The organism is Pedobacter sp. W3I1, from assembly GCF_030816015.1.
GTDB lineage: Bacteria > Bacteroidota > Bacteroidia > Sphingobacteriales > Sphingobacteriaceae > Pedobacter.
Genome location: NZ_JAUSXN010000001.1, coordinates 1,683,674 through 1,708,854 on the forward strand (window position 1 = coordinate 1,683,674; position 25,181 = coordinate 1,708,854).

24 protein-coding genes are annotated in these 25,181 nt (G+C 37.6%); 4 read left to right on the forward strand and 20 right to left on the reverse strand.

The genetic code is table 11. The features are described 5' to 3' along the window. The first annotated feature begins 171 nt into the window (after positions 1–171). Entirely contained in the window at positions 172–2,256 is a 2,085-nt protein-coding gene (locus QF042_RS07245; RefSeq protein WP_307526747.1) for a hypothetical protein, read from the forward strand. Positions 2,257–2,396: 140 nt separating this feature from the next. After that, positions 2,397–2,945 carry a transposase gene (locus tag QF042_RS07250; RefSeq protein WP_307526749.1) on the forward strand — a complete coding sequence of 183 codons (549 nt, stop codon included), beginning with the start codon at positions 2,397–2,399 and terminating at the stop codon, positions 2,943–2,945. 188 nt (positions 2,946–3,133) lie between these two features. On the opposite strand, the gene QF042_RS07255 is transcribed toward QF042_RS07250, so the two are convergent. The 5 genes from QF042_RS07255 to QF042_RS07275 form a co-directional block, all read right to left on the reverse strand. Further along, positions 3,134–3,748, reverse strand: a complete 615-nt coding sequence (locus tag QF042_RS07255) for a trimeric intracellular cation channel family protein (RefSeq protein ID WP_307526752.1) — start codon at positions 3,746–3,748, stop codon at positions 3,134–3,136. Between the two features lie 134 nt (positions 3,749–3,882). Next, positions 3,883–4,182: a septum formation initiator family protein gene (locus tag QF042_RS07260; RefSeq protein ID WP_113951033.1), complete on the reverse strand. Its 300-nt coding sequence runs from the start codon at positions 4,180–4,182 to the stop codon at positions 3,883–3,885. 175 nt (positions 4,183–4,357) lie between these two features. After that, positions 4,358–5,653, reverse strand: coding sequence for a phosphopyruvate hydratase (eno, locus tag QF042_RS07265; RefSeq protein ID WP_307526755.1), 1,296 nt, complete (start codon positions 5,651–5,653; stop codon positions 4,358–4,360). 281 nt (positions 5,654–5,934) lie between these two features. Beyond that, on the reverse strand, positions 5,935–6,783 hold the full coding sequence (locus tag QF042_RS07270) for a DUF2911 domain-containing protein (protein ID WP_307526757.1): 849 nt from the start codon (positions 6,781–6,783) through the stop codon (positions 5,935–5,937). A gap of 71 nt (positions 6,784–6,854) precedes the next feature. Beyond that, the gene (locus tag QF042_RS07275; RefSeq protein WP_307526758.1) at positions 6,855–7,364 is read right to left on the reverse strand and encodes a GNAT family N-acetyltransferase; all 510 of its coding nucleotides are present in this window, start codon (positions 7,362–7,364) and stop codon (positions 6,855–6,857) included. 71 nt (positions 7,365–7,435) lie between these two features. Here QF042_RS07275 and QF042_RS07280 point away from each other — a divergent pair, with 71 nt between their 5' ends. Next, entirely contained in the window at positions 7,436–8,068 is a 633-nt protein-coding gene (locus QF042_RS07280) for an ATP-binding cassette domain-containing protein (RefSeq protein WP_307526759.1), read from the forward strand. After that, positions 8,068–8,835 carry a hypothetical protein gene (locus QF042_RS07285; RefSeq protein WP_307526761.1) on the forward strand — a complete coding sequence of 256 codons (768 nt, stop codon included), beginning with the start codon at positions 8,068–8,070 and terminating at the stop codon, positions 8,833–8,835. The genes QF042_RS07280 and QF042_RS07285 overlap by 1 nt, the downstream gene beginning before the upstream one ends. Before the next feature lie 652 nt (positions 8,836–9,487). Here QF042_RS07285 and QF042_RS07290 read toward each other — a convergent pair. From QF042_RS07290 to QF042_RS07360, 15 genes are all read right to left on the reverse strand, one after another. Continuing rightward, a complete protein-coding gene (locus QF042_RS07290) occupies positions 9,488–9,847 on the reverse strand; it encodes a hypothetical protein (protein WP_307526763.1) in 360 nt (119 codons plus the stop codon). A 20-nt stretch (positions 9,848–9,867) separates the two neighbouring features. Next, positions 9,868–11,277 (reverse strand): D-alanyl-D-alanine carboxypeptidase/D-alanyl-D-alanine-endopeptidase, encoded by a 1,410-nt coding sequence (dacB, locus tag QF042_RS07295; RefSeq protein WP_307526766.1) that lies wholly within the window; start codon positions 11,275–11,277, stop codon positions 9,868–9,870. A gap of 112 nt (positions 11,278–11,389) precedes the next feature. Next, positions 11,390–12,007: a CDP-alcohol phosphatidyltransferase family protein gene (locus QF042_RS07300; protein ID WP_307526769.1), complete on the reverse strand. Its 618-nt coding sequence runs from the start codon at positions 12,005–12,007 to the stop codon at positions 11,390–11,392. A gap of 43 nt (positions 12,008–12,050) precedes the next feature. Beyond that, a complete protein-coding gene (locus tag QF042_RS07305) occupies positions 12,051–13,040 on the reverse strand; it encodes an aspartate-semialdehyde dehydrogenase (protein WP_131530532.1) in 990 nt (329 codons plus the stop codon). 625 nt (positions 13,041–13,665) lie between these two features. Then, positions 13,666–14,535 (reverse strand): sugar phosphate isomerase/epimerase, encoded by an 870-nt coding sequence (locus QF042_RS07310; RefSeq protein ID WP_307526772.1) that lies wholly within the window; start codon positions 14,533–14,535, stop codon positions 13,666–13,668. A 9-nt stretch (positions 14,536–14,544) separates the two neighbouring features. Further along, positions 14,545–15,420, reverse strand: a complete 876-nt coding sequence (locus QF042_RS07315) for a sugar phosphate isomerase/epimerase (protein WP_307526774.1) — start codon at positions 15,418–15,420, stop codon at positions 14,545–14,547. Positions 15,421–15,430: 10 nt separating this feature from the next. Next, a complete protein-coding gene (locus tag QF042_RS07320) occupies positions 15,431–16,321 on the reverse strand; it encodes a hydroxypyruvate isomerase family protein (RefSeq protein WP_307526777.1) in 891 nt (296 codons plus the stop codon). Positions 16,322–16,323: 2 nt separating this feature from the next. Then, positions 16,324–17,544 carry a nucleoside permease gene (locus QF042_RS07325; RefSeq protein WP_307526779.1) on the reverse strand — a complete coding sequence of 407 codons (1,221 nt, stop codon included), beginning with the start codon at positions 17,542–17,544 and terminating at the stop codon, positions 16,324–16,326. Positions 17,545–17,704: 160 nt separating this feature from the next. Then, positions 17,705–18,385, reverse strand: coding sequence for a DUF1080 domain-containing protein (locus tag QF042_RS07330; protein WP_307526782.1), 681 nt, complete (start codon positions 18,383–18,385; stop codon positions 17,705–17,707). 100 nt (positions 18,386–18,485) lie between these two features. Further along, a complete protein-coding gene (locus tag QF042_RS07335; RefSeq protein ID WP_307526784.1) occupies positions 18,486–19,943 on the reverse strand; it encodes a Gfo/Idh/MocA family protein in 1,458 nt (485 codons plus the stop codon). A 32-nt stretch (positions 19,944–19,975) separates the two neighbouring features. After that, positions 19,976–20,362, reverse strand: a complete 387-nt coding sequence (locus tag QF042_RS07340; protein ID WP_307526786.1) for a c-type cytochrome — start codon at positions 20,360–20,362, stop codon at positions 19,976–19,978. Between the two features lie 95 nt (positions 20,363–20,457). Then, positions 20,458–21,516: a sugar phosphate isomerase/epimerase gene (locus QF042_RS07345; RefSeq protein ID WP_307526788.1), complete on the reverse strand. Its 1,059-nt coding sequence runs from the start codon at positions 21,514–21,516 to the stop codon at positions 20,458–20,460. A 9-nt stretch (positions 21,517–21,525) separates the two neighbouring features. Beyond that, positions 21,526–22,683 (reverse strand): Gfo/Idh/MocA family protein, encoded by a 1,158-nt coding sequence (locus QF042_RS07350; RefSeq protein ID WP_307526789.1) that lies wholly within the window; start codon positions 22,681–22,683, stop codon positions 21,526–21,528. Positions 22,684–22,767: 84 nt separating this feature from the next. Then, positions 22,768–24,468: a GMC oxidoreductase gene (locus tag QF042_RS07355; protein ID WP_307526790.1), complete on the reverse strand. Its 1,701-nt coding sequence runs from the start codon at positions 24,466–24,468 to the stop codon at positions 22,768–22,770. A gap of 24 nt (positions 24,469–24,492) precedes the next feature. After that, positions 24,493–25,077 carry a gluconate 2-dehydrogenase subunit 3 family protein gene (locus QF042_RS07360; protein ID WP_307526792.1) on the reverse strand — a complete coding sequence of 195 codons (585 nt, stop codon included), beginning with the start codon at positions 25,075–25,077 and terminating at the stop codon, positions 24,493–24,495. Positions 25,078–25,181 lie beyond the last annotated feature (104 nt).

A 25,181-nucleotide genomic window follows, 5' to 3' on the forward strand; every position in this document is an offset into this window, starting at 1 on the left:
ATTTTTTACCGCAAAGGCCGCTGAGATTTCGTTATCACTAAGGCGTAAAGAACGCAGAGTTTAGGCAATGAACGATGAATAATGTCTTTGCGATACTTTGCGTAAATTCTTTGTGTGCTTTGCGGTTAATAACCTTGAAAATTTCCCCAAAATTACCATCTTTATAAAAGTATGAATAGTTTTTTTTCGGGTACTTCTATTTTGTATTTTCTGGGTTGCTTGGCATTGGGCGTTTTGTATGCCTGGTTGCTTTATCGTGGTAATAAAAATTTAGATAAAAAGCTTCAGTATGGCTTAACTGCATTACGGATTATTGTGGTTAGCACCATTGCCTGGTTAATATTTGCACCGCTCATTAAAACATTAAATTACACGCTAGATAAACCTGTAATTATTATCGGACAGGATAATTCTCTTTCTGTAGGTCAGGTTAAGGCTGCAGGTTTCGACCAAAAACTATACGAGAAAAATCTTAAGACACTGCAAGATAAACTATCAGATAAGTATGAGGTGAAAACGCTTCACTTTGGAGATCAGGTGGCAGATGGTTTCGACTTTAAAAATCAGGGAAAATTAACAGATGCCTCGGCTTTTTTTCAGAAAGTTAGAGATGAATATACCAATCGAAACGTTGGTGCCATTATTTTAGCTACCGATGGTATTTTTAATCACGGTGGAAATCCGCTATATAGTGTTAATCAGATTAATGCCCCGGTATACACGATTGCCCTGGGTGATAGTATTCCAAAGCGTGATGTATTGATTTCGAATGTAAATTACAACAACATAGTTTATTTGGATGATGATTTTACCATCGAAGTTCAGGTTCAGGCTTTCCAAAGTGATGGGGAAAGCACTTCTTTAACGGTAAGTCAAAATGGCGCTAAGATTGAGCAACAGAACATAGCCATTAATGGAAGTTCTTTTGTTAAAACGATTCCTGTTAAAATTCATGCGGGTAAAATTGGCGTTCAGAAATATACGGTGCAGCTAGGCGCTTTAAAAAATGAGATCACTACCCGGAATAATGTTCAGACTTTTTATGTAGAAGTTATTGATGGCAGACAAAAAGTATTGCTGGCAGCGGCTGCACCACATCCCGATTTAGGAGTATTAAAGGAAGCTATTTCACTCAATAAACACTACGAAGCTAAACTGGCACTTGCCGATGATTTAAATACAACAGATCCGTCTAAATTCGATTTAATCGTGTTGTATCAATTGCCAGATGCCCAAAACATTTCATCTGCATTTTTAAAGAAATTAACTGGGCTAAAGAAACCGATCTGGTACATTCTGGGCGCGCAGAGTAATATAAATGCTTTTAATCAAATCCAAAATCAGGTCAACTTAGGCGCTGCCAATGGTTCCATTCAGGAAGTTTATGCTGATTTTGCCAATGGATTTACGAGTTTCAACCTTAGTGAAGAGGATAAAAAACAGTTTTCATCCTTCGATCCCTTGTTAAGTCCTTTCGGGAGGTTAACGGTAAATGCGGGCGCAACACCTGTTTTTAATCAACGTATTGGTAAAGTAAGTACACAACAGCCATTGTTATTCTTTGCGAATGAAAATGGTTTAAAGACAGGTTATTTAATGGGAGAGGGGCTTTGGCGCTGGAAACTCTCTGAAGCAGAAAATGAAAGTAATCAGTCAGTTTTGAACGATCTGATTTCGAAAACAGTTCAATACCTTTCTGTTAAGGATGATAAACGTAGGTTTAAGGTGTTTACTTCAAAGCCGGCTTACGATGAAAATGAAACCATCCAGTTTAACGGCACCCTGTATAACGATAGCTATCAACCTGTAAACGAGTCAGAAGTTAATCTTCAGGTTAAAAATGAAGCGGGTAAAGTTTTTAACTATATTTTTTCTAAAACGGAAAATGGCTATCAATTGGATGCCGGAACTATGCCTGCAGGTAATTATTCTTATTTAGCTAATACCGAATTGGGCGGAAAGAAATTCACTGCTACAGGTAGCTTCTATGTGAACGCGTTGATTGCAGAATTTCAGCAAACCACAGCCAATCATCAGCTTTTAAATACGATGTCTAAACAAAGCAATGGTAAATTGTTTATGCCTGAAAATCTGCTCAAAATAGTTGATGAGATTGCCAAAAATGAAAATATTAAAACCATCAGTTACGAAGACCGTAAATACGATGAACTGATTAGCATGAAATGGCTGTTCGGCTTAATTTTGATTTTGCTGGGAGTAGAGTGGTTTTTAAGAAAGAGGAACGGAGAGCTTTAAGTTCGGAGTTGGTGTGCAGTCAGATGTTACCATCTGACTGATAGATTATCTTGAAATTGAAGAATAATTGATATATCAAATGACTTTGAAAGTGTCAGCTGGTAACACCTGACACCACGAAAAGTTCAATTTATATAGGTATGGGATTAAGAAACAGAACTTTATTTCTTGAAGAAAAATGTTTTTTTGTTACTACCAGTTGCTATAAACATTTAAAACTTCTCGAAAGTGACCAGTGCAAATTAATCATTGCCAATAGTTTAAATTTTGTCGCTTTAAAATATAAGATTTCAATTCTTGGTTACGTAATCATGCCTAATCACTTTCATGTTTTATTCTATTTCAACAATGAAAATAAATTATCGGATAGCATGCGCGATTTGAAGAAGTTTTGTGCTTTTGAGATTCGAAAACATTTGGAATCAAGTCAGAGTTCACTACTAAATTTGATAAGAATTGAAAATGATAAGCAGGTTTTTAAAGTTTGGGAAGATAGATTTGATGATGTCTGGATAGGTAATAAGGAGCTTTTGGAAATTAAACTAGAATATATTCATCAAAACCCACTGCAATCTCATTGGAATTTGAGTGAGTATCCTGAGAATTATAAATATAGCAGTGCTGCATTTTATCTGGGTAATCCGGAAAATATTGTTCAACTAACTGATTATCGAGATATTTTTGAGTGATAGTTGGTTGATGTGCAGTCAGATGTTACCATCTGACTGGTAGACAGTTACTTGTAACTTGGCGGATGGAATTGCAATAGTTGCTATTCCACATTTTTTAATAATTTTGAAAGTGTCAGATGGTAACATCTGACACCACGAAAGAGTTTGGAAGGGTAAAAACTCTAAACTGAAAACTCCCAACTGGCCTAGTGCCATTCGTCCCGATAAACAAACTTGGGCATGTGCCATTCGAATCGGATAGAAAGTAGTCTTAACGCTAGCCCAACTACAGCAGCTGTAATGGTAGCCAGCATTTCACTTCCGTGAAAATGTTCTATCCCGATATAAACAGCGCCCGTTACGATCGCTGCACTGGCATAAATCTCCTTTCTAAAAAGAAATGGTACTTCATTACAAAGTACATCACGAAGCACACCACCTGCACAGCCTGTTATCATTCCGCTGAAAAGTACAATTAAGTAAGACAAATGGATTTCCTGTGCAACCTGACAGCCAATAATGGTAAAAACCACTAAGCCTAATGCATCTAGATAAAGAAATAGCTTTTTAAGTTTCGTCATGATTGATGCGATAAATGCAGCGAGTAATGCTGCTACCGCGGTAATCACTAAATATTCTGGATGTTCTACCCAGCTCATCGGATAATGGCCAAATAATACATTTCTAACCGTGCCACCACCTAATGCAGTAACCCAGGCAATAATACAAACACCAACCCAGTCCATATCACGTCGGCCTGCAGAAAGTGCTGCGGTCATGGCTTCAGCTGTTATGGCGATAATGTAGAGAATATGCAGCATGGCGTAAGTTGAAACGTTACAGGTAAAAGTTGGAAGGTTCGTTGGTTAGATAAATTAATTGTTGAGGGAGTCCTCTATGGCTTAACTGTTAACTCCAAACTGCCAATTGCTAACCGGGAACTACCAACTGAAAACTAATCCTTTTTCTCTTCCTGAATAATCACGAAAACATCTTCATTGTCTTTTTTCATGAAGTATTTTTCGCGGGCAAATTTTTCAGCCGTATTCAGATTGGTATTCAGTTCGTTTAAATCTTTTTTAACCTGGGCGGTTTCTTTCTCGAAATATTCCTTTTCTTCCTGCAGTTTATTCGCCTGACTGCGATATTCATATTGCGACATCATATCGTTTTTGTCGAAAAATAGCATCCACAGCGCAAAAGCGACAGTAGCAAGGAAATATTTATTGCGGAAAAGATCTATTAAACGTTTCATATATTTCTCGAAAACCGTTATTTATACCTTGCAGGTTTTAAAAACCTGTAAGGTGTGTAGAACAAATATAGTATTAAAATAAAAACATCCGAAGATTTAAAATCTCCGGATGTTTTCCAAATAAGTTTTTCAACTTGTTAACATTATAGCCTTGGGTTTAAACCCAAGGCTATAATTATTTTTTAGCGTATTTGAATTTTGAACCAATGAAACGAGCGTTTTCACCTAATTCTTCTTCAATACGTAATAATTGATTGTATTTTGCAATCCTGTCAGAACGTGATGCAGAACCAGTTTTAATTTGTCCACAGTTTAATGCAACAGCTAAATCTGCAATTGTAACATCCTCAGTTTCGCCAGAACGGTGACTCATTACCGAAGTATAACCACTGTTTTGTGCTAAAGTTACGGCATTGATGGTTTCAGTTAAAGAACCAATCTGGTTCACTTTTACCAAGATTGAGTTAGCCGTATCTTCGTCGATACCACGTTGTAAACGGGTTACGTTAGTTACAAATAAATCATCACCAACCAACTGAACGTGGTCGCCGATTTTATCCGTTAAGCTTTTCCAGCCAGTCCAATCGTTTTCGTCCATACCGTCTTCAATAGAGATAATTGGATATTTTGCAGAAAGATCAGCTAAATATTGTGCCTGCTCTTCGCTAGAACGAATTACTCCAGTAGCGCCTTCAAATTTAGTATAGTCGTATTTACCATCTTTGTAAAACTCAGAAGATGCACAGTCTAGAGCTAAACAGATTTGTGAACCTGGTTTGTAACCAGCAGTTTCGATTGCTTTTAAAACCGTTTCAATTGCATCTTCAGTACCATCAAAAGTTGGTGCAAAACCACCTTCGTCACCTACTGCAGTAGATAAACCTCTATCGTGAAGAATTTTTTTCAAGCTATGGAAAACTTCAGTTCCCCAACGTAAAGCTTCAGAGAAAGAAGGTGCGCCAACTGGCATAATCATAAATTCCTGGAAAGCGATAGGCGCATCAGAGTGTGAACCACCGTTAATGATGTTCATCATCGGAATTGGTAAAGTATTTGCGTTAACACCACCAATATAACGGTATAATGGTTGACCGATTTCATCAGCAGCAGCTTTAGCAGCAGCCAAAGAAACACCTAAAATTGCGTTAGCACCTAAGTTACCTTTGTTTTCGGTACCATCCAGGTCTAACATGATTTTATCAATTGTATTTTGCTCAAAAACATCAATACCTCTTAATGCATCAGCAATTTTAGTATTTACATTTTCTACAGCTTTTAAAACACCTTTACCCAAATATGTAGATTTATCTCCATCACGTAATTCAACAGCCTCATATTGTCCAGTAGATGCACCGCTTGGTACAGCTGCACGGCCAAAAGCACCTGCTTCTGTTACAACTTCTACTTCTACTGTTGGATTGCCTCTCGAATCGAGAATTTGTCTGGCATGGACATTAACGATTATGCTCATTTTTATTTAATTTTTTATTGATTTTTTAACCTGCTTAGTGTATAAAGTACAATTACTAAGCGCAACATCAAAGTTAGTATTATTTTTAAATAAATAAAGCGTTTTAAGGGTTAATGTTATGATAGTTGTTCAAGTTAATCAACGGTTAATTTTAAGTTAATATAGGCTATCTGTATTGCCGGATGAATGTCGTCATCTCGACTGAAGCGCAGCGAAATGGAGAGATCTATGTACAGTATAATGCCGATAGATTTCTCCACTGCGGTCGAAATGAGGGTTATTTATTTCTTTGCTTCAGCTAAAAGTTCTGAATTAAGACGTACATATTCGTCAACCTTTTGCGTCTTTGCAGCATCTATACCTTGCTGTGCTGTAGCTGATGCTCCCGCTTTATCGCCCATTTTTAATTGGATACGGCCTTTCCACAGTTTAAACCATGGTGCTTTAGGATCTGATTTTTCTGCTTCAGTCATCCACTCTAATGCGGTTTTTAAATCTTTTCCATTTTGATAATAATACATTGCAGCATTAAAATAGGGCTTTTTTTCGCCTTTCATCGCTTCAGCAATATTAGCCATCACTTTTTCATCAATAGAAGTAGTAATATTAATGGCAAAGGCATTGTTCTCCCACATCATATTTAACGTTGCAGAAGTTTCGCCAACAGCCGAAAATTGCATGGTAAGGGTTTCTACTTTATCCTTTAAAGCTGTTGTTTTTACTTTTACACGCAATACATCGTCACTTTCCTTGTACTCATAAGCACCCCATTGATTAGCCGTTTTGTTAAAAATAACTGTCCATTCATTTTTACCAGGTATACTGAATAAAGCATATTCGCCAGCAGGTAAGTCTTTGCCTTCAATTTTAACATCATCGGTAAATTTAATACGTGTAGCTGCATTTGCTCCAGTACGCCAAACTACGCCCATTGGCTCCATACCGCCAAAAATTTTTCGGCCTTTAACATTCGGGCGCGAGTAGGTTAAAGTTATTTTACCTAATCCAAAATCCTGGATTAGGGTTTGGCCACTACTGGCTTGCGGAAATTTGACTTCCTGGGCATTCGCGAGATCTGCTGCGCCTAATAGTGCAATAAACAGCACTACTGATTTGATCGATAATTTCATGGTTTTGTTGTTTTTGGTTAGCACGAATTTACGCAATAAGCGTTGAGTTTAATAAACTTTTAATTCTGCTCTCAGATCAACTGATGTTTCCTGAACCCAAATATCAATTCATCAAAGTATTCACCATTTTTAAAAATGGTACCTTTTAATTCCGCTTCGAAAATAAAACCAGCTTTTTTTAAAACCTGTTGTGATGCTAAGTTTGCATGGGAAGTGCGTGCAAACATCCTTTCCACATCAAAGGTTTCGAAACCATACTTCAACATTTCTTTAATGGCAAGTGGAACAATACCCTTGCCCCAAAAATCTTCAGCAATCCAGTAGCCTATTTCTGCACTTTTACTATAAATATCAGTTAATTGATGCACACCTATCGATCCAACTACTTCATTGTCGACTACAATGGCCTTAATCTGTAATGGTTTGTGACTTAAAGCCAGTTGAATAAAAGCTTCACCATCTTTTTTCTCGTATGGGAAAGGGAATTTATTGGTTAAGTTTTTCGAAATGTTAAAATTATTGGCGTGTTTAACCAAACTTTCAAGATCGCTGGCTTGGTAAGGGCGTAAAATTAATTGCATCGTATATAATTTTATGATGAATAAGGTCTGTAACTTTTTATTAAAACTAAAGTCAGAAATAAAATGATTTTATGTTACACTTCAATCAATTTGAAAAATCTTATTTCAATCATCTTGTTTTAAAGATAGATAATATTAAAATTCCCGAAGGCATTTTCTGGATAAAAGGAAGTAACGGCTCAGGGAAAAGTACCTTATTGAAAACAATTGCAGGAATACTGTCTTTTGAAGGAGATATTTCCATAGGTACTGTCTATTTAAAAAATCATGGCGTTTCCTATCGCAAGCTTGTAAACTTCGCTGAAGCAGAGCCTCTATACCCTGAGTTTTTAACCGGATTTGAAATGGTTGATCTTTTCGCTAAAGCAAAAGGAGTTGTTTCGGGTCAGGGAGAGGGTTTAATAAATGAAATGGGAATGACGTCTTACATTCATAACCCATTGGGTTCATATTCAAGCGGAATGCTTAAAAAATTGTCGTTGGTTTTAGCTTTTTTAGGGCAGCCCAAATTGATCTTATTAGACGAGCCTTTAAATACAATCGATGTAGAATCTTTAGAAATATTATACCGTTGGATCAGTGAGAAACACCAAAATGAAAAAATCAGTTTTTTACTATCCTCACATCAGCCATTGGATGTGGAAAAATTGCCCGGACTTAAACAGATCAATATCGAAGATAAAAAATTAACGCTAAATTTTTAATGGTTTCACTTTCAAACGCTGCCTTAAGAAAAATATTTGTTGATGGTTTTTACCGTACCCACGCAGGTATGTTGGTATTCATCTTTGTGATATTGATGAGTTATTGTTTGTTTATCAATACCCTGGGTACGGTTCGGCCAGATCAGATTGATTTCTGGCAGTTTTTCTTTACCATTAGTTTGGTGAGTAATCCACTAATGATGACTTTCTATCTTATAGGCAGTTCGTTATATGCCTACAAGAGCTTAAAATATGTTTTGAGTCAGCTTGCTTTGCCCCAGCAGGAGTTTTTATATTATAGTTTCACCTCGTCAACCAAAAAACAACAGTTTGTGGTCTGGTGTGCGGTGCAAAGCTGCATATTTATCCCTGTATTGTGTTATACGCTGTACGCCATAACCATTGGAATTGTATTTGGGTATTATCTTATTTCTACTGGGATCTTGCTATTTCAGGTTCTTTTGATTGTGATCAGTGCTTATATCTGTTTAAAAGAAAATAATCGTTTAATCGAGACCAATAAACCAAATTGGTTGATCAGGATCTGCGGAAAATGGAACAAACCAGTTTTCTTGTTGTATACTTTTCAGGTTTTCAATCAATCGAAGTTGGCTTATGTGCTCACAAAACTGCTTTCGTGGGTGTTGATTTCAAGTGTGTTTTTGGTTTTTACTGATCTTAAAGATGATTCAAGATTATTGATGCTCATTACATCATGTATTGTAGTTGCACATATAGTGCTTATTTATCAGGAAAAAAATTTTTAATAACAGGTACTTGTCCTTTTTGCTAAATTTTCCTTTTACTAAGGAAAAAGTGTTTTTTAGCTTCTGTTTAAACTATCTAATTTTATTATTGCCCGAAATCTGTTGGATATTTACCAACTTCGGTATTTTAATATTACTTGAGTTAATGGCATTTTCCTTTTCTGTAATATTGCTGTTCAGAAGTTTGCTGCTATTGAATTCAATAGAGATTAAAGGCTTTTTGATAAGGGTTTTTTGTTTGTTTTTCCTTTTTTATGTGTTCATCATGTTTGGCTTCGGGTTAATCCTAATTCCATTGGATGTTATTGTTGCCTGGATAGTGTTCAGGAGAAATTATTTGAATGATAACTGCAGTGGTATCTGATGCAAAGGTGTACCTACTATGGTCGTCAAGTTAAGATCAGTTCCAAGGTATCGTCATTCCCAGAGCGGAGTTTTAGAAAAAAACAAAGGAGCTTAATGACAGGTAAGATAAATCGTCATCTCGACCGCAGTGGAGAGATCTTTTAAACATAGTCCAAAGATCTCTCCACTACGCGTTGCTCCGGTCGAGATGACGCCGATTTTTAGTATCTGTCATTGGTAACTCGATTGGGAATCGTAATGAGACAAGCTTTAAGATTCCCGCCTGCGCGAGAATTTTAGATTACTTTTAAATATTCGAAAACAAAAAGTTTAATCTGGTAAGCTCTGTTTTTATCTGATTCATACCAATTAAACCACCCGACATACCACTCGATCGTTGAAAAACATTTACCGTAAGTTCGTTTTCAGCATTTGGTGACATGGTTACACTAAATTTATAATAGGTTGCAAATGCGCCTAATAAAAGCCGTTTTGTTCGGCTGCCTTTCTCTAAAATTAAATTTCCATATTGATGGTCGAAAACTTTATAACCTTGTTGTTCCATGAGGTCAGTAATTTTTTTAGTCATTTCTTCGATAGAAATTTCTTTGTATAAATTCGAAATCAATCCGTCAACAGTTTGCAGGTTTTTTATAAAATGTGCCATATTTTTTATATCAATTGGTTTTATTTAAGTTCATCTAATACTTTAAACAGTTTTTTATTAATTCCGCTCCCGTTATAATTGTTGATGTTGATTACCACCACATATTTATTCCCAGCTGTATCTGTATGGTAACCGGCAAATGCCGAAACATCATTTATCGTTCCACTTTTAATTTTCATGCCATTGTATTCGGGCAAAGCTTGGTAAAAATCTGGAAACCAGTTTTCCTTTTGGATCTGGAAAAGTACACTCGCCATTGCCGAAGTAGTTATTCTATCACCAGGAGAAAGTCCGCTGCCATCGATAATGTTTAATGCTGTTTTATCAATGCCTTTATCTGCCCAGAAATTGATTTCTGTTTCGGCTCCTTTGCTTGTTGTGGCTGCCTTGCCCGATTTTATCGCAATGGTTTTTAAAAGTGTTTCACCGTACAGGTTAATGCTCTTTTTTAAAAACCAATAAGTGATTTCGCTTAAATTGGGTGAGCTTATGGTGCTTATCTTTTGTGTCACCGAAGGAATTACCTGACTGTTTAGTACCATTAACCGGGCTGTAGTGGCTTGTTGGCTTGCAGGAATTCCTAACCTTTTCAAAGTATCCTGCAAACGGTAGGCACAGTCAAAAGCAGGGTCGGGGGTAGCGACTGAAATCCCTGATTTTGCAATGCCCATGCCCCAGCTGCCACGGATATAAGCGGTATTGCTATAAGGAGGCAAGAAAGCATAAGCACGATCTCCAGATCCAGCATTGCCAGTTTTCAGTTCATTTACCAGCTGCAAATAAGGAGTAGCTGGAACTGTTTTTACAATTTTAACTTCATCCGATGTACTACTTCCAGGTTTTAAATGGATGTCGAATTGATTTTCGCGCCAGGTTAAGCCAGATGTTCCGGCACCATAATAATTGCCGATATCCTGCCAAACCCAACCTTCCGGTGTGGTTTGTGTACCGAAAACACGGTCATCACCAATTACCATACCTTCAATTTTTTTAATTCCTGCCGATTTTATTGCAGCTACCCATTGCGTTAAAACAGCATTTTCTTTGTTCTGATAACGCCATGATCCCAATGTTGGATCGCCACTGCCAATAATAATTAGGTTTCCTTTTAATGTTCCTTCTGTAGTGATTGTTCCGGTATAAGCGAGTGTAGTTTGAAATTGAAAATCTTTTCCTAAAATACTGAAAGCAGTGGCTGCAGTAATGGTTTTTAATGTTGAAGCGGTAGCCAGGCCAATTTGCTCGTTTTTGGCAAATAATATTTTTCCGGTATTGGCATCTAAAACACAAAGTGAAGCAATGGCATGTTTTGCCTGTTCATCATTTAATAAATTATTAAAGGCTTTTTCGAGGTTCTGAATTCGGTTTTGGGCAATTGTAATGTTTGCAGCAAAAACTAGAAGCAATAGGGAATATATTTTTAATCGCATAGAGATTTTATCCGTTGAAGATTAACAAAGATAAAATTAAAAGGCTAATCACTAATTTATATATAATTTAGTGATTATAATCCCTGAATTATATGTTTATGATTTGTGCAGTTTATCCATTAAACAGTTTGTTACGATTAATTTCTTTTCCCTGCCTTAGCTTTACTGCATGATAGATGGTAGGTACATCATTGGTCCATTTTTTCAGGGTGAACACAATGGCAAGGATCTCCACTCGTGTTGCCAGACCAATCCAAAGGCAAAGTTCAAATAACACAACCGATTCGCAATGCACTATAATTTCGACTAAGGTTGAGAACAAAACTAAGGTCCAAATTTTAGCACCAATAGAATGCGTAGCAATCTCCTTCTTAAATTTTATATAACTTAATATATAGGTTGAAACTTCAAAAGTGCCAAGAACAATTAATTTTATCAGGTTAGCTTTGAAAAAATCAGGACATTGAATATAAGTGGCAACAGCGACCGAAATAAAAAAGACCTGGTCAACGCCGGAATCTAAACGGCGTAATTTTTCAGAAGAGATATTGAGTTTTCTGGCGATTATTCCATCAAAAATATCGGTTAATAAACCAATGGATAACAAGGTTATCGCTATAAAGGAATAGTGATTGACATGGGAAATGCTTAATAAAATTATTCCGAAACCAATCAGTAATCTGGAGTAAATTAAAGCAATGGGGACATGTTTCATGATTGGAGAGCGCATAAAAAAGCCCCGATAAATCGAGGCTTTTGTTTAAATTTATTGATTAAACCAATTCTTTCTGAATCAGATATTCGGCAATTTGAACGGCATTGGTTGCAGCGCCCTTGCGTAAGTTATCGGCAACAATCCAAAGGTTTAATGCTTTAGGTGCCGATTCATCTCTACGGATACGGCCTACAAAAACCTCATCTTTTTCATGTGCATCTTTTGGCATTGGATATTTTAAGTTGGCAACATCATCAACAACGATTATGCCAGGTGACTTTTCTAAAATACTACGCACCTCAGCTAAATCGAAATCATTTTCGAACTCGATATTTACCGATTCTGAATGACCACCCATAACCGGGATACGAACTGTAGTGGCGGTAACTTTAATGCTATCATCGCTCATGATTTTGTTCGTTTCCTTAACCATTTTCATTTCTTCTTTGGTATATCCATTTTCCATGAAAACATCAATATGAGGAAGTACGTTTAAGTCAATTTCGTATGGATAAGCTTTCGGTCCATCAATACCTTTACGCTCGTTCATTAACTGCTCAACCGCTTTAACACCTGTACCGGTAACCGATTGATAAGTAGAAACCACAACACGTTTAATTTTGTATTTATCGTGCAAAGGTTTTAAAACCACAACCATTTGAATGGTAGAACAGTTTGGGTTAGCAATGATTTTGTTATCGATAGAAAGCTCGTGTGCATTAACTTCTGGTACAATTAATTTAATTGCAGGATCCATTCTCCATGCAGAAGAGTTATCGATAACGGTTGTTCCGGCTTCTTTAAAACGTGGCGCATGCTCCAATGAAGTATTTCCGCCTGCAGAAAACAAAGCGATATCAGGTTTCATGCTGATTGCAGTATCCATGCTAACAATTGGGAACTTCTTACCCTTAAAAGTAATCTCCTTACCAACACTCTTTTCTGATGCTACGGGAATCAACTCTGTTAAAGGGAAATTTCTTTCCTCCAATACTTTTAACATGACAGTGCCTACCAATCCGGTGGCACCTACTACTGCTACTTTCATTTTAATTTTTAATTATATTATTAAACATTTGATATAAGCCCAAATATGCTAAAAATTAAGCTTATATCTCCATTGTTACCAATTAAATTTGCTTTTAATATTTAAAATCTTAGTTTTTCAATAGAAAATAGGGTGAGAAAGATTAGGTGTAATTCGATTTAGTTGATCTTGATACATACTAGTAAGAAATTATTTGACTTGTTTTTTGGAAAGCAGGTTCCTGTTCATATCGGTTACGAAAGCCCTGCTCTCACTATAATCTTTTTAAACAACAACTGTCATGCTGAGGTACGAAGCATCTGTTTCATTGGTTGCAAATGCTTCGTACCTCAGCATGACAGCAAAATTTATAGTTACTGCAATTAAAAAGTATTGCCGTTCTATCAGGTTTAAATAACCTAAGTTAGCCGTTATAACATAAAGAATTTTTTTTAGTGTAATAAATCCGCGTTAGGGATTGTAAGGGTTCAGTGCCAATTTTTTATTGGTACCGGAGCAAAGCGGAGCCCTGAAAAGCCCGACCCTTGCGTAGCTTGGGTAACGCCCATATCAGTTTGCAATTTACAGTTTGCAATTCTTTTTTTTACAAACCTCGCAATTTTAAACTGCGAGGTTTGGATAAGTTTTAAATCAAATTGGCTTTAATATAATCGCAGCTTGTTTTGATTGAACCAACAGGATCTGGTTGATAATTGGTTTCGTGCTCTACAAAGAAATGTTGCATGCCCGAAAGTTTTGCCTGGGCAAAAATGCTTTTAAAATCAATAGAACCTTTGCCAACTTCGGTATTCCATTCTGGTTTGGCTTTGTCCATATCTTTAACATGCCACATTGGGAAACGGCCTGGATATTTTTTAAACAAAGCTAAAGGATCGTTACCCGAGCGTACAACCCAGTATAAATCTAATTCGAAATTTACCAGGTTTTTATCGGTCTCGCTTAAGTACACATCGTAACCAGTGGTATCACCTAATTTCTTAAATTCGAAATCATGGTTGTGGTAGGCGAATTTTAAACCAGATGCTTTCGCAATTTCAGCAACCTTATTAAAATCATCAGCGGTTTTCTTAAAGGCATCTACACCTTTGCTTATATCTACATGCGCACCGGCAATGGTAAAGAATTTACCGCCAATGGCTGCTGAAGATTCGATATCGGCTTTTAACTTGTCGGTTTTTCCAGTTTTGGAGAATTCATCCATTCCGTAGTGGCCACTTGGTGCTTTTAAACCGTTCGCATTTAATAATGCTTTAAATTCTTTTGGTGTTAAACCCCAAAATTTTCCATTAGAAAAACCATAAGTTTCAACTTCTTTGTACCCGGCCTGTGCCACTTTTTCGATAATGCCTTTTACATCTTTTGGCAGTTCATTACGTAAAGAGTACAATTGTAAACCAACATTTTTATTTACCTTATCAAAGGCAAACGACGGAATTAACAATGCTGCCCCGGCAGCTAATCCTGCCTGTTTTAAGAATGTTCTTCTTGAATTCATCTCTTAAATTTAAATAATTTCTTTTTTAATATATGCACAGCTTGCTGCAACAGATTCCATTGGATTTGGCTTGTAATTGGTTTCGTGCTCTACAAAGAAGTGTTTCATGCCCGAAAGTTTTGCATCAGCAAAAATAGGTTTGAAATTAATAGAACCGGTTCCTACTTCAGCGTTTAGTGCCGGATCTGCTTTATCCATATCTTTAACATGCCACATGGTAAAACGTCCTGGATTTTCTTTAAATAATTTAATCGGATCGTTTCCTGAGCGTACCACCCAATATAAATCAAGTTCAAAATCAACAAGATTTTTATCCGTTCCTTTTAACAGGATTTCGTAACCAGTGGTATCACCTTGTTTCTCGAATTCGAAGTTGTGGTTATGGTAAGCTAACCTGATACCCGCTTCTTTAGCCAATTTTCCGGCTTCGTTAATTTTTACTGCAATTTTTTTGTAGTCCTCAGCACTTTTTCTGATGCTTTCATCTAACCAGGGAATGGTTACATATTCGCTTCCTAATACTTTAGCTGCTGCAATTGCTGCTTTTAATTCTTCCGTGTTTCCATCGGTTAAATAGCTACCTAAGCCGTAGTGACCGCTTGGTGCAGTTAATCCGTTGTCATCAAGCAATTTTTTAAATTCGGCTGGTGTTAAGCCCCAAAATTGATCCTTTATAGAAAAGCCATAAGTTTCAACTTCTTTGAAGCCAGCTTTAGCTACTTTAGCCAATGTTCCTTTTACATCTTTCGGCAGCTCATCTCTTAAAGAGTATAATTGCAGTCCAACTAATTTTTTATCAGTAGCCATACAAGCGAAGGATGGAACCAAAAGTGCTGCCGCTGCAGCCATACTTGTATTTAATATAAAATTTCTTCTTGATAACATAGGTTTATTTTTAGATGTCACAAATGGAAACTGCCTTTTTTAGTGAGGCTATTTTATCTGCATTTTTAGGTATAAATTCTTGTGCAACGAAACCTTTAAAGCCAGTTTCGGCAATGGCTTTCATTATTGCAGGGTAATAGAGTTCCTGTGTATCATCTATCTCATTTCTACCAGGAACACCAGCAGTGTGGTAGTGAGCGATGTATTGATGGTTATCTCTGATGTTTCTGATTACATCGCCCTCATCAATCTGCATGTGGTAGATATCATATAACAATTTGAAGTTTTCAGATCCTAAGCGTTTGCAAAGTTCAGCTCCCCACGAGGTTCTATCGCATTGGTAATCTTTATGGTTAATTTTGCTGTTTAACAACTCCATTACCAATACAACATTGTGCTTTTCGGCTAATGGGATTAACTGTTTTAACCCTTTAACGCAATTGTTCCAACCTGTTTCGTCATCTTTACCTCTGCGGTTTCCACTAAAACAGATTAGGTTTTTATAACCCGCTTCGGCAACAAGCGGAATCATTGCGGTATAATTTTGGATTAACTTTTCGTGGAATTTTTCGTCGTTAAAACCATCTACTAAATTAATCTCTGCACCATTACACATGGTAGATTCTAAACCATGCTTTTTTAAAGTCGGCCAATCTTTAGGGCCAACTAAATCTATGCCTTTAATGCCGATCTTTTTAGCTTCAGTACAAAGTGTTTCTACATCTAAACCGCTAAAACACCAACGGCAAACGGCATGATTAATATTTCCTTTTAGCCTTAATGGCTGATCTGGTTCTGATTTATCCATTGCTAATGCTGAGAATCCTGAAGAAACACCAATTGCAGCGGTTCCTGCAATGATGTTCTTTAAAGCATTTCTTCTATTTACGTTCGAGGTCATGGCTATATAGCGTTAGCTTCTGTAACTGATTTGTTTTTATCACGGAAAAATAATAAGAATAGTAGTGCAACTAATGCCGCTATTCCTGCTGGGATAATCCATATACTTTGCCAAATATGACCACCTCCTTCTATAACGTATTTATTAACTACCATACCAGATATGATCGAACCAATTAACATACCAACACCGTAGGTTGCTAAAGTAATAAAACCCTGGGCAGCGCTTTTGAATTTTTCTCCAGCTAACCTGTCTGTATAGATTTGTCCGGTAACAAAGAAAAAGTCATAGCAGATACCGTGGAGCACAATTCCACCGATCAACATCCAATAGTTTGAATCTGCATTTCCAAATGCAAAGAAAAGGTAACGCACAACCCAGGCAATCATACCAATTGCAAGCATTTTTTTTACGCCAAGGCGAGCAAAAAATAATGGCATTAATAACATAAATAGGGTTTCAGAGACTTGTCCTAATGATTGAACCCCTGCCGCACCTTTCATTCCAACTTCATTAAGAAATGGATTAGTGAAATTGTAATAGAATGCTAGTGGAATACAGATAGCAACAGATGCTAAGAAGAATAAAAGATATGATTTGTTTTTTAACAAGCCAATCGCATCTAATCCAATGATCTCGCCAAAAGTCGTTTTTTCACCTTTTTTAACCGGTGGAGTGTTTGGTAAGAAGAAACTTAATAATCCTAGGATGATTGAGGCAACCGATGCCATTTTAAAAGTCAACATCAAATTTCCAGTCTGTTCCCAATTTAACCATCCAATTACCAACCCGGCAATAATCCATCCAATTGTCCCGAATACCCGGATTGAAGGAAATTCTTTTCCCGGATCTTTCATTTGTTTGAAGGATATTGAATTCACTAATGCTAATGTAGGCATATAGGCAATCATATATCCTAATATGAAAGGGAAGAAGCTATCGAAATTTAAAGACGTTCCAGCAATCCATAAGAGTACACCTCCAACTAAATGCAATACGCCTAACACTTTTTGTGCAGAGAAAAATTTGTCTGCAATTAATCCGATTATGAATGGTGCAATAATTGCACCTAGTGATTGCGTACTATAGGCTGAACCAATTTGTACATCGTTTGATAGAAGATTTTTACCAAGGTAAGTTCCCATGGTTACAAACCATGCACCCCAGATAAAAAATTCCAGGAACATCATGGCAGAGAGTTTAAAGCGAGTAGTGCTATTCATTTGGTTTATATAAGGTATATTAAGGTATAAGGTTAAAGGTATAGGGTGTAAGGTTAAAGCCAAAGCGGGTAAACTATGTTTTCCCGCTTTCTAATTCAAATCTATGGTTAAAGCGTAAGGAAAAAACCTTCAGCCTTCTACCTTACGCCTTTTTCCTCAATTATAGTTCTTTAATAGAGATGTTTTTGTACCAAACTTCATCTCCGTGATCTTGTAAGGCAATTTTACCGGTTTTAAAAGCTCCCCAGTTTTCCCATGTTGCAAATTTGCTACCTGCAACAATCTTTTTCCAGTTATCGTCCCAAAGGGTGGTTTTTACTACTTCAACACCGTTTAAAATTAGCGTTAATTTGCCCTTGTTGCTAATGATTTCTGCTTTATTCCATTCGCCAACAGCTTTAACTGGCTCTGATGAACTTTTTACCAGATCGTATAAATCGCCTGCACGGTGCTTGGTAATTTTTCCATCTGGGTGGCCATCGTTATCAATAACCTGCATTTCTAAGCCTGTAGAATAGGTTGCATGGTATTTGGGTTCTTCATGAACATAAAAAATCAAACCGCTATTTGCTTTTGGAGCCACTTTCCACTCATATTTTAAATGGAAATTACCATACTCTTTGTCTGTAACTAAATCGCCACCGCCATCTGTACCTTTGGTAGCTAAATCTAAATGTAATGCACCATCCTGAATCTGCCAGGCGCTACCAACTGTAGTTTTATTATAAGTATGCCAGCCTGTGGTTGTTTTACCATCAAAAAGTGGCTTAAAGCCCTTTTGAGCTTTTGATATTTGTGTTACCGCTAACAAGATGCAAGCAGAAAGAAAGATTTTTTTCATATTTTTTGAATAAACCTGATAGGTTTAATTCGAAGTTTTTAATGTTTTCAATGGCCTCATTGAGGACTTCGTCGTTTAAAAACCTATCAGGTTATGATAATTAAAGTGTTAAATTGTTCCAGCCTTTACGGTATTCGCGTTTTACAAACTGGTTTGCTTCGTCAAAATTGGTAACTTTCATATTGTCGTTATCCCAAAGCATTTTAGTGTATCTGCCTGGGTAAGTCGTCTTACCGTTTACCGTTTTTTGGATATCGAAACTTCTGATTGCCAAATTTGCCATCAGTAAAGCTTCAGTTAATGGACCTGCAATTTCAAAAGGTGAACTCACTTCTTGTTTGCCATAACCCGCAATTGCGGCTTCAACCCATTGTTTGTAGTGTCCGTTTGCGCCATCTGGTACCCTAGCGTATTTTGGTGCTACCTTAATATCTTTGTTTTTACTTAAAGGCAATAATTTTGGGTTTGCGCTATAAGTTTCAGACATCATTTTGCCTTTAGTTCCGATAAACAAGGTACCATTACCACCATCGCCAAAAGTTTCGTTTGCTTCTAATTCTTCAGGGCGTTCTGGTTGAATGCCACCATCCATCCAGTGTAACGTAACATCACCTTTGGTTTTATCCGTTTTAGGAAATTTTAAGGTAACATGGCTTGATGGCGGGCAGCTTTCAGGGAAATAACCGCGTTTAAATTCATCTACATAAACAGAGCCTACACTGGCCTGAACCTCTTTTGCATATTTTAAGTTTAATACGCTAAAAGGAGCTTCGATTAAGTGACAGCCCATATCCCCCAGTGCGCCAGTACCGTAATCCCACCAGCCTCGCCAGTTAAAAGGAACTAATTTATCTACAAAATCCTTTTCAGGGGCCGTGCCCAACCATAAATTCCAATCTAATTCTTTAGGAATTTCTGCTTTTTTGCTTGGCCAGGGAATACCTTGTGGCCAAACTGGTCTATCAGTCCATGCGTAAACAGTGTGTACATCGCCAATTAAACCAGCTTCGTACCATTCTTTCATTTGGCGCGGGCCATCGTTTGATGCCCCTTGATTTCCCATTTGGGTGACCACTTTATATTTTTTTGCAGCTGCGGTTAGAATACGCGCTTCATAAATATCATGTGTTAAAGGTTTTTGAACATAAACGTGTTTACCCAATTGCATAGCTGCTAAAGCCTGGATGGCATGGTTATGATCAGGAGTAGAAACAGACACAGCATCGAAATTTTTATGTTCCTTATCTAACATTTCGCGCCAATCTTTATAGTATTTTGCTTTAGGAAAAGCTTTAACACTATTTGCTGCACGGCGGTCGTCTACATCGCATAAAAAAGCAATATCTGCTTTTCCGCTTTTGTAAAACATACTTAAATCGCTTTGGCCTTTTCCGCCAACACCGATGCCGGCAACTAATAAACGATCGCTTGGTGCTAAATAACCAGGCCCACCTAAAACATGGCGGGGCACGATCATAAACGCAGCAGCGGCAATAGCTGTGGTCTTAATAAAATCACGGCGGTTACCCATGTTTTTATTTTCTTGCTCTGTTTTCATATGTAGTAAATCGATTTGCTAATTTGGTTCGATTATTTTTTCTTTAAAGATAAGATATACTTTACCATTAATTTTGCATCGTCTTTTTTAAGGGTTGCATGGGCGGTCATTGGCATATTGCCCCAAACTCCGGTTCCACCTTTAATAATCTTATCGGCTAACATGTTGATGTTTTTCTCTGTAGCTGGATATTTTTTTGCGATTTCTACATAAGCAGGGCCAATAATTTTGTTGGTCTTGTTGTGGCAACCTAAACAATCTGATTTATTGATCAGCTTTTCGCCTGGATTTGATTGAAAAGCAGCATGGTTTGTTATTGTTGCTGTTGCAACCACAGTTTTCTCTTTCGTTAAATCGGCTTTTGAAAACGACGCCATAAAAATGACTACAGCGCCTAAAATTAAAAATGTTTTTTTCATGTCTTGTGTGTTGTTGTTAATTGCATTCAAGCTTGCATAAACGGTAATATTTTATTTGTTGTAGCTTATGCAGGTTTTCATTTGTGTGTGTTTTGTTAATCTTGTAATCCTAATATTCTTTTATTGAAAGCGCTATCACTACCCGATGCGGCAAAGTCATCAAATGCCTTATCAGTTACGTTAATAATGTTCTTTTTGATAAATTCTGCGCCTTCGCGGGCACCATCTTGCTGGTTTTTGATACAACATTCCCATTCCATAACGGCCCAACCTTTAAAATCATATTGCGCCAATTTACTAAAAATGGTTTTAAAATCAACATGACCGTCGCCTGGTGAGCGGTAACGACCAGCACGATTTGCCCAACTCTGGTATCCACCAAAAGTGCCTTGTTTGCCTGTAGGGTTAAATTCTGCATCTTTAACGTGGAAAGCTTTTATGCGTTCGTGGTAAAAATCGATGTATTGAATGTAATCCAATTGTTGCAACACAAAGTGAGAAGGATCATACAATAAGCATGCCCGAGGATGATTATTTACTGCAGCGAGGAACATTTCGTATGTTTCGCCATCAAATAAATCCTCACCTGGATGTATTTCGTAGCAAACATCAACGCCACATTGGTCAAATTCGTTTAAGATAGGTGTCCAGCGTTTTGCCAATTCTGCAAAACCTTCTTCAACCAATCCAGCCGGGCGTTGTGGCCAGGGGTGGAAATATTGCCACAATAATGAACCACTAAAGGTAGCATGCGCATTTAAACCTAAATTTTGAGAGGCTCTAGCTGCATATTTCATTTGTTGTATAGCCCACTCTGTTCTGGCTTTTGGGTTTTTGTGTACTTCTTTTGGTGCAAAAGCATCAAACAGGTCATCATAAGCAGGGTGTACCGCAACCAATTGGCCTTGTAAGTGTGTAGAAAGTTCAGTGATTTCCAGGCCATAAGAAGCGATTTTTCCTTTCAGTTCATCAGCGTAGGTTTTGCTTTCAGCAGCCTTTTGCAGATCGATAAACCTTGCATCCAGGGTTGGCATCTGGATGCCTTTAAAGCCTAATCCGGCTGCCCATTCGCAAATGTTATCCAGGGAGTTAAATGGTGCTTCGTCACTTATAAATTGGGCTAAAAATACCGCTGGTCCTTTTATCGTTGTCATGCTTGATTGTTATAATTTATAATCTAACCACTTTTGGTCTGATTGGCTGGAGGCTACTACATTTTCGATAAATGCCATTCCTCTAATTCCATCTTCAGTACCTGGAAAGTCTAACATTGCAGCAGTAGGTTGTTCATTATTCAATTTCGCATCTACTGTTAGTGCAAAATTTTTATAAATATTTGCAAATGCTTCTAAGTAACCTTCAGGGTGACCGCCTGGTGTACGGGTATTGTGCTGAGCGAAACTGCCCATATAACCATTACCGGTTCGATAAATTTGAGCAGGGGCATTTAACCATTTTACAATTAAAGTATTCGGTTCCATTTGGTGCCATTCCATGCCACCCTTTTCGCCATAAACTTTAATTTTCAATGCATTTTCTTCTCCAGCTGCAATTTGTGATGCTACAAGAACACCATTGGCGCCATTATCGAATTTTAACAATACGTTTCCGTCGTCATCAATAGCTCTACCTGGAACAACAATGCTTAAATCGGCACAGATTTTAGTGATTTTTAATCCAGAGATATATTCTGCCAAATGAGCGGCGTGAGTGCCAATATCGCCCATACTACCGCTTTTTCCGGTTTTAGATGGATCGGTACGCCAGGCGGCCTGGGCATTGCCTTCACGTTCTGATAAGGTACTTAACCAGCCTTGAGGATATTCGACGATGATTTTTCTGATTGCACCTAAAGTACCTTCGCTAACCATTTGTTTAGCCTGTTTAACCATTGGATAACCAGAGTAGGTGTGGGTTAAACATAGTGTTAAGCCAGTTTCTTCTACTTTAGCCTTCAGCTGCTTTGCTTCTTCTAAAGTTAGTGTCATCGGTTTTTCGATTACGACATTAAAACCTTTATCTAAAGCCATCATTGCAGGGGCAAAGTGAGCAAAGTTTGGGGTTACGATGGTTACAAAGTCGATTCTTTCATCTGCCGGCAATTCACTTTCCTTCGTCAGCATTTCTTCGTAATTGTTGTAAATTCTGTTATCTGGAAGAAAAAGGAGTTTTCCAGATTCGTATCCAATTTCAGGATTTACACTTAAAGCTCCGGCAGATAATTCAATCAGGCCATCCATGTTGGCAGCCAAACGGTGTACGGCACCGATAAAAGCGTCTTTTCCACCGCCTATCATGCCCATTCTTAATTTTCTTTTCATTGTTGAGGTATAGGGCATAGGGCTAAAGGCTTAGGGTATAGGAAAATTAACCCCTACACCTTAAACCTTTAACCTTAAACCTTTCTAGATGTTCTTTTTCTTTAATTCTTTTACAGCGTAATCGCAAGCACGGGCAGTTAAAGCCATAAATGTTAACGATGGATTTTGGCAGGCGATTGATGGCATACAAGATCCATCGGTTACGAAAACGTTATTTACTTCGTGCATCTGGTTCCATTTGTTAAGGACTGAAGTTTTTGGATCGTTACCCATTCTTGCCGTTCCTTGCTCATGGATGGCCATGCCTGGATAACAGCCATTATCAAATGTTTTGATGTTTTTTAAGCCAGCTGCTTCTAACATTTCAGCCGCATCGTTCATCATATCCAAACGCATTTTTTTCTCATTTTCTTTGTACTCGCAATCAATTGCCAATACAGGCTGACCCCATTTATCTTTTTTGGTTTTGTCGATATACACCTTGTTTTCGTAATAAGGCAACATCTCTCCGAAACCACCTAATCCCATTGTCCATTTTCCTGGGGTAGTCATTTTTTGTTTCAAATCTGCACCAAATGATAACTCGGCCACATCACTTTGCCAATTGCTTCTGCTTGCGCCGCCCTGATAACCGAAACCACGTAAATAATCGCGTTTATCGTTACCTATATTTTGATACCTGGGTACATAAATCCCGTTTGCACGACGACCATAAGTATATTTATCATCAAAGCCCTCAGCTTCTCCATTTGCTCCACAACGGAAATGATGATCCATTAGGTTATGACCTAACTGACCACTTCCATTACCTAATCCATTTGGATGAGCTTCGGATGTTGAGTTTAATAGCACAAATGTTGAACCTAATGTAGAACCGTTAACGAAAACGATTTTTGCATAAAATTCCATTGTTTTGTTGGTCTCCGCATCGATTACCATTACACCTTTTGCTTTTTTGGTATCTTTATCGTAAATGATATGATTTACGATCGAGTATGGTCTAACCGTTAACCTTTTTGTTGCCATCGCCGCAGGTAAGGTAGAAGACTGTGTGCTGAAATAAGCGCCAAACGGACAACCGCGGCTACATAAGTTCCTGTATTGGCAATTACCACGGCCTTTGTGCGGAACTGTAAGATTGGCAACACGGCCAATCATGATAATGCGTTCTTTTTTGTAATGTTCTTCAACACGGGCCTTTACCGATTTTTCTACAATGTTTAAATCCATTGGGGGTAGAAATTCACCGTCAGGGCAGGTAGGCCAGTTTTCTTTTGAACCACTAATGCCAGCAAAACGCTCTGCATAATCGTACCAGGGAGAAAGTTCGGCGTACCGAATCGGCCAATCATTTCCGTGGCCATCCTTTTTGTTATCCTCAAAGTTATGATCACTAAAACGATAACTTTGACGGCCCCACATTAACGATTTACCACCAACATGGAAACCACGGTACCAATCGAAACGTTTATCTTCAGTATAAGGGCATTCTAAATCATTTACCCACCATTTTTCGTTTGCTTCCTGGTAAGGATAATCTCTTTTTTGCACCGGGTGGGTACGTTTCTGCTCTTCGGTTAATTTACCAGCATGTTTAAAATCCCAAGGATTTTTCATTGCCGTCTCGTAACCGGTAATGTGCTCGATGTTCATTCCTCTTTCGAGCATTAATACACGCAAGCCTTTTTCGGTAAGTTCTTTTGCAGCCCAGCCGCCACTAATCCCCGATCCTATAACAATAGCATCGTAAGTATTTTCTGCTTTTAAATTTGTATTTAAATTCATGATGTTTTGTAGTTGTGTTAGAAATTAGGTTGCCCAAGATTTTTGACCTGGTTTTAAAGGTGCGTTGCCGTCATATCGGCCTGGAATAAGCACATATTCGCGTGCTTTGGTGCAACCAATTTCTGAAGAATAATAACCGAGTAGGGTTAAATCTCTTGCGGTAACAAAAAAGTAAGCTAAATCTTTGTTCTCTTCTGATTTGCTTTCTTTTTGGGCAAGTGCTATTGCTCTTAAATCGATCATTAATTTTTTACGATCGGCTGGTGTTAAAGTGATGTAGGTTTTTCCGAAATCTTTCATTGATTTAGCCTGAAGATCTTTAAGGCCTTGCGCAAATGAGGTTTGCATTTCAGCAGGGTAACAATCTTTCATCATCATCGGAATAAACTTCCCTAAACCTGCAGCTTTAGCGCCAGCAGATGATTTGGTCGTCGGGACAATAATATCAGCGAATTCAGCAAAGATCTTTTCATCTTCGAGTGAATAAAGTACAAAATTCTTTTCGTTTTCCGGGAGCGTAAAACTTTCAAATAAAACGCCCATTGTACTTGCCGAGATTGCTCCTCCCAGCAAAAATGCAACGTTTTTGAGTGCTTCTCTTCTGTGCATCGTCTTTATGATTTTATATATTGGTTACTTATGTGTTGAATTAGTAATATTAGAAAAAATATAACGGAAAGAGTAACTTTTTTAAGTTAAATTATCGGTCTGCA

What these genes read in the sequence shown, in the direction of transcription:
- eno (WP_307526755.1), bottom strand. Translation starts at nt 5,653, where the DNA reads ATGAGCATAATCGTTAATGTCCATGCCAGACAAATTCTCGATTCGAGA.
- QF042_RS07330 (WP_307526782.1), bottom strand. Translation starts at nt 18,385, where the DNA reads ATGAAAAAAATCTTTCTTTCTGCTTGCATCTTGTTAGCGGTAACACAA.
- QF042_RS07360 (WP_307526792.1), bottom strand. Translation starts at nt 25,077, where the DNA reads ATGCACAGAAGAGAAGCACTCAAAAACGTTGCATTTTTGCTGGGAGGA.
- QF042_RS07260 (WP_113951033.1), bottom strand. Translation starts at nt 4,182, where the DNA reads ATGAAACGTTTAATAGATCTTTTCCGCAATAAATATTTCCTTGCTACT.
- QF042_RS07335 (WP_307526784.1), bottom strand. Translation starts at nt 19,943, where the DNA reads ATGAAAACAGAGCAAGAAAATAAAAACATGGGTAACCGCCGTGATTTT.
- QF042_RS07350 (WP_307526789.1), bottom strand. Translation starts at nt 22,683, where the DNA reads ATGAAAAGAAAATTAAGAATGGGCATGATAGGCGGTGGAAAAGACGCT.
- dacB (WP_307526766.1), bottom strand. Translation starts at nt 11,277, where the DNA reads ATGCGATTAAAAATATATTCCCTATTGCTTCTAGTTTTTGCTGCAAAC.
- QF042_RS07285 (WP_307526761.1), top strand. Translation starts at nt 8,068, where the DNA reads ATGGTTTCACTTTCAAACGCTGCCTTAAGAAAAATATTTGTTGATGGT.
- QF042_RS07275 (WP_307526758.1), bottom strand. Translation starts at nt 7,364, where the DNA reads ATGCAATTAATTTTACGCCCTTACCAAGCCAGCGATCTTGAAAGTTTG.
- QF042_RS07320 (WP_307526777.1), bottom strand. Translation starts at nt 16,321, where the DNA reads ATGACCTCGAACGTAAATAGAAGAAATGCTTTAAAGAACATCATTGCA.
- QF042_RS07325 (WP_307526779.1), bottom strand. Translation starts at nt 17,544, where the DNA reads ATGAATAGCACTACTCGCTTTAAACTCTCTGCCATGATGTTCCTGGAA.
- QF042_RS07345 (WP_307526788.1), bottom strand. Translation starts at nt 21,516, where the DNA reads ATGACAACGATAAAAGGACCAGCGGTATTTTTAGCCCAATTTATAAGT.
- QF042_RS07290 (WP_307526763.1), bottom strand. Translation starts at nt 9,847, where the DNA reads ATGGCACATTTTATAAAAAACCTGCAAACTGTTGACGGATTGATTTCG.
- QF042_RS07340 (WP_307526786.1), bottom strand. Translation starts at nt 20,362, where the DNA reads ATGAAAAAAACATTTTTAATTTTAGGCGCTGTAGTCATTTTTATGGCG.
- QF042_RS07280 (WP_307526759.1), top strand. Translation starts at nt 7,436, where the DNA reads ATGTTACACTTCAATCAATTTGAAAAATCTTATTTCAATCATCTTGTT.
- QF042_RS07355 (WP_307526790.1), bottom strand. Translation starts at nt 24,468, where the DNA reads ATGAATTTAAATACAAATTTAAAAGCAGAAAATACTTACGATGCTATT.
- QF042_RS07315 (WP_307526774.1), bottom strand. Translation starts at nt 15,420, where the DNA reads ATGTTATCAAGAAGAAATTTTATATTAAATACAAGTATGGCTGCAGCG.
- QF042_RS07270 (WP_307526757.1), bottom strand. Translation starts at nt 6,783, where the DNA reads ATGAAATTATCGATCAAATCAGTAGTGCTGTTTATTGCACTATTAGGC.
- QF042_RS07250 (WP_307526749.1), top strand. Translation starts at nt 2,397, where the DNA reads ATGGGATTAAGAAACAGAACTTTATTTCTTGAAGAAAAATGTTTTTTT.
- QF042_RS07255 (WP_307526752.1), bottom strand. Translation starts at nt 3,748, where the DNA reads ATGCTGCATATTCTCTACATTATCGCCATAACAGCTGAAGCCATGACC.
- QF042_RS07310 (WP_307526772.1), bottom strand. Translation starts at nt 14,535, where the DNA reads ATGAATTCAAGAAGAACATTCTTAAAACAGGCAGGATTAGCTGCCGGG.
- QF042_RS07245 (WP_307526747.1), top strand. Translation starts at nt 172, where the DNA reads ATGAATAGTTTTTTTTCGGGTACTTCTATTTTGTATTTTCTGGGTTGC.
- QF042_RS07300 (WP_307526769.1), bottom strand. Translation starts at nt 12,007, where the DNA reads ATGCGCTCTCCAATCATGAAACATGTCCCCATTGCTTTAATTTACTCC.
- QF042_RS07305 (WP_131530532.1), bottom strand. Translation starts at nt 13,040, where the DNA reads ATGAAAGTAGCAGTAGTAGGTGCCACCGGATTGGTAGGCACTGTCATG.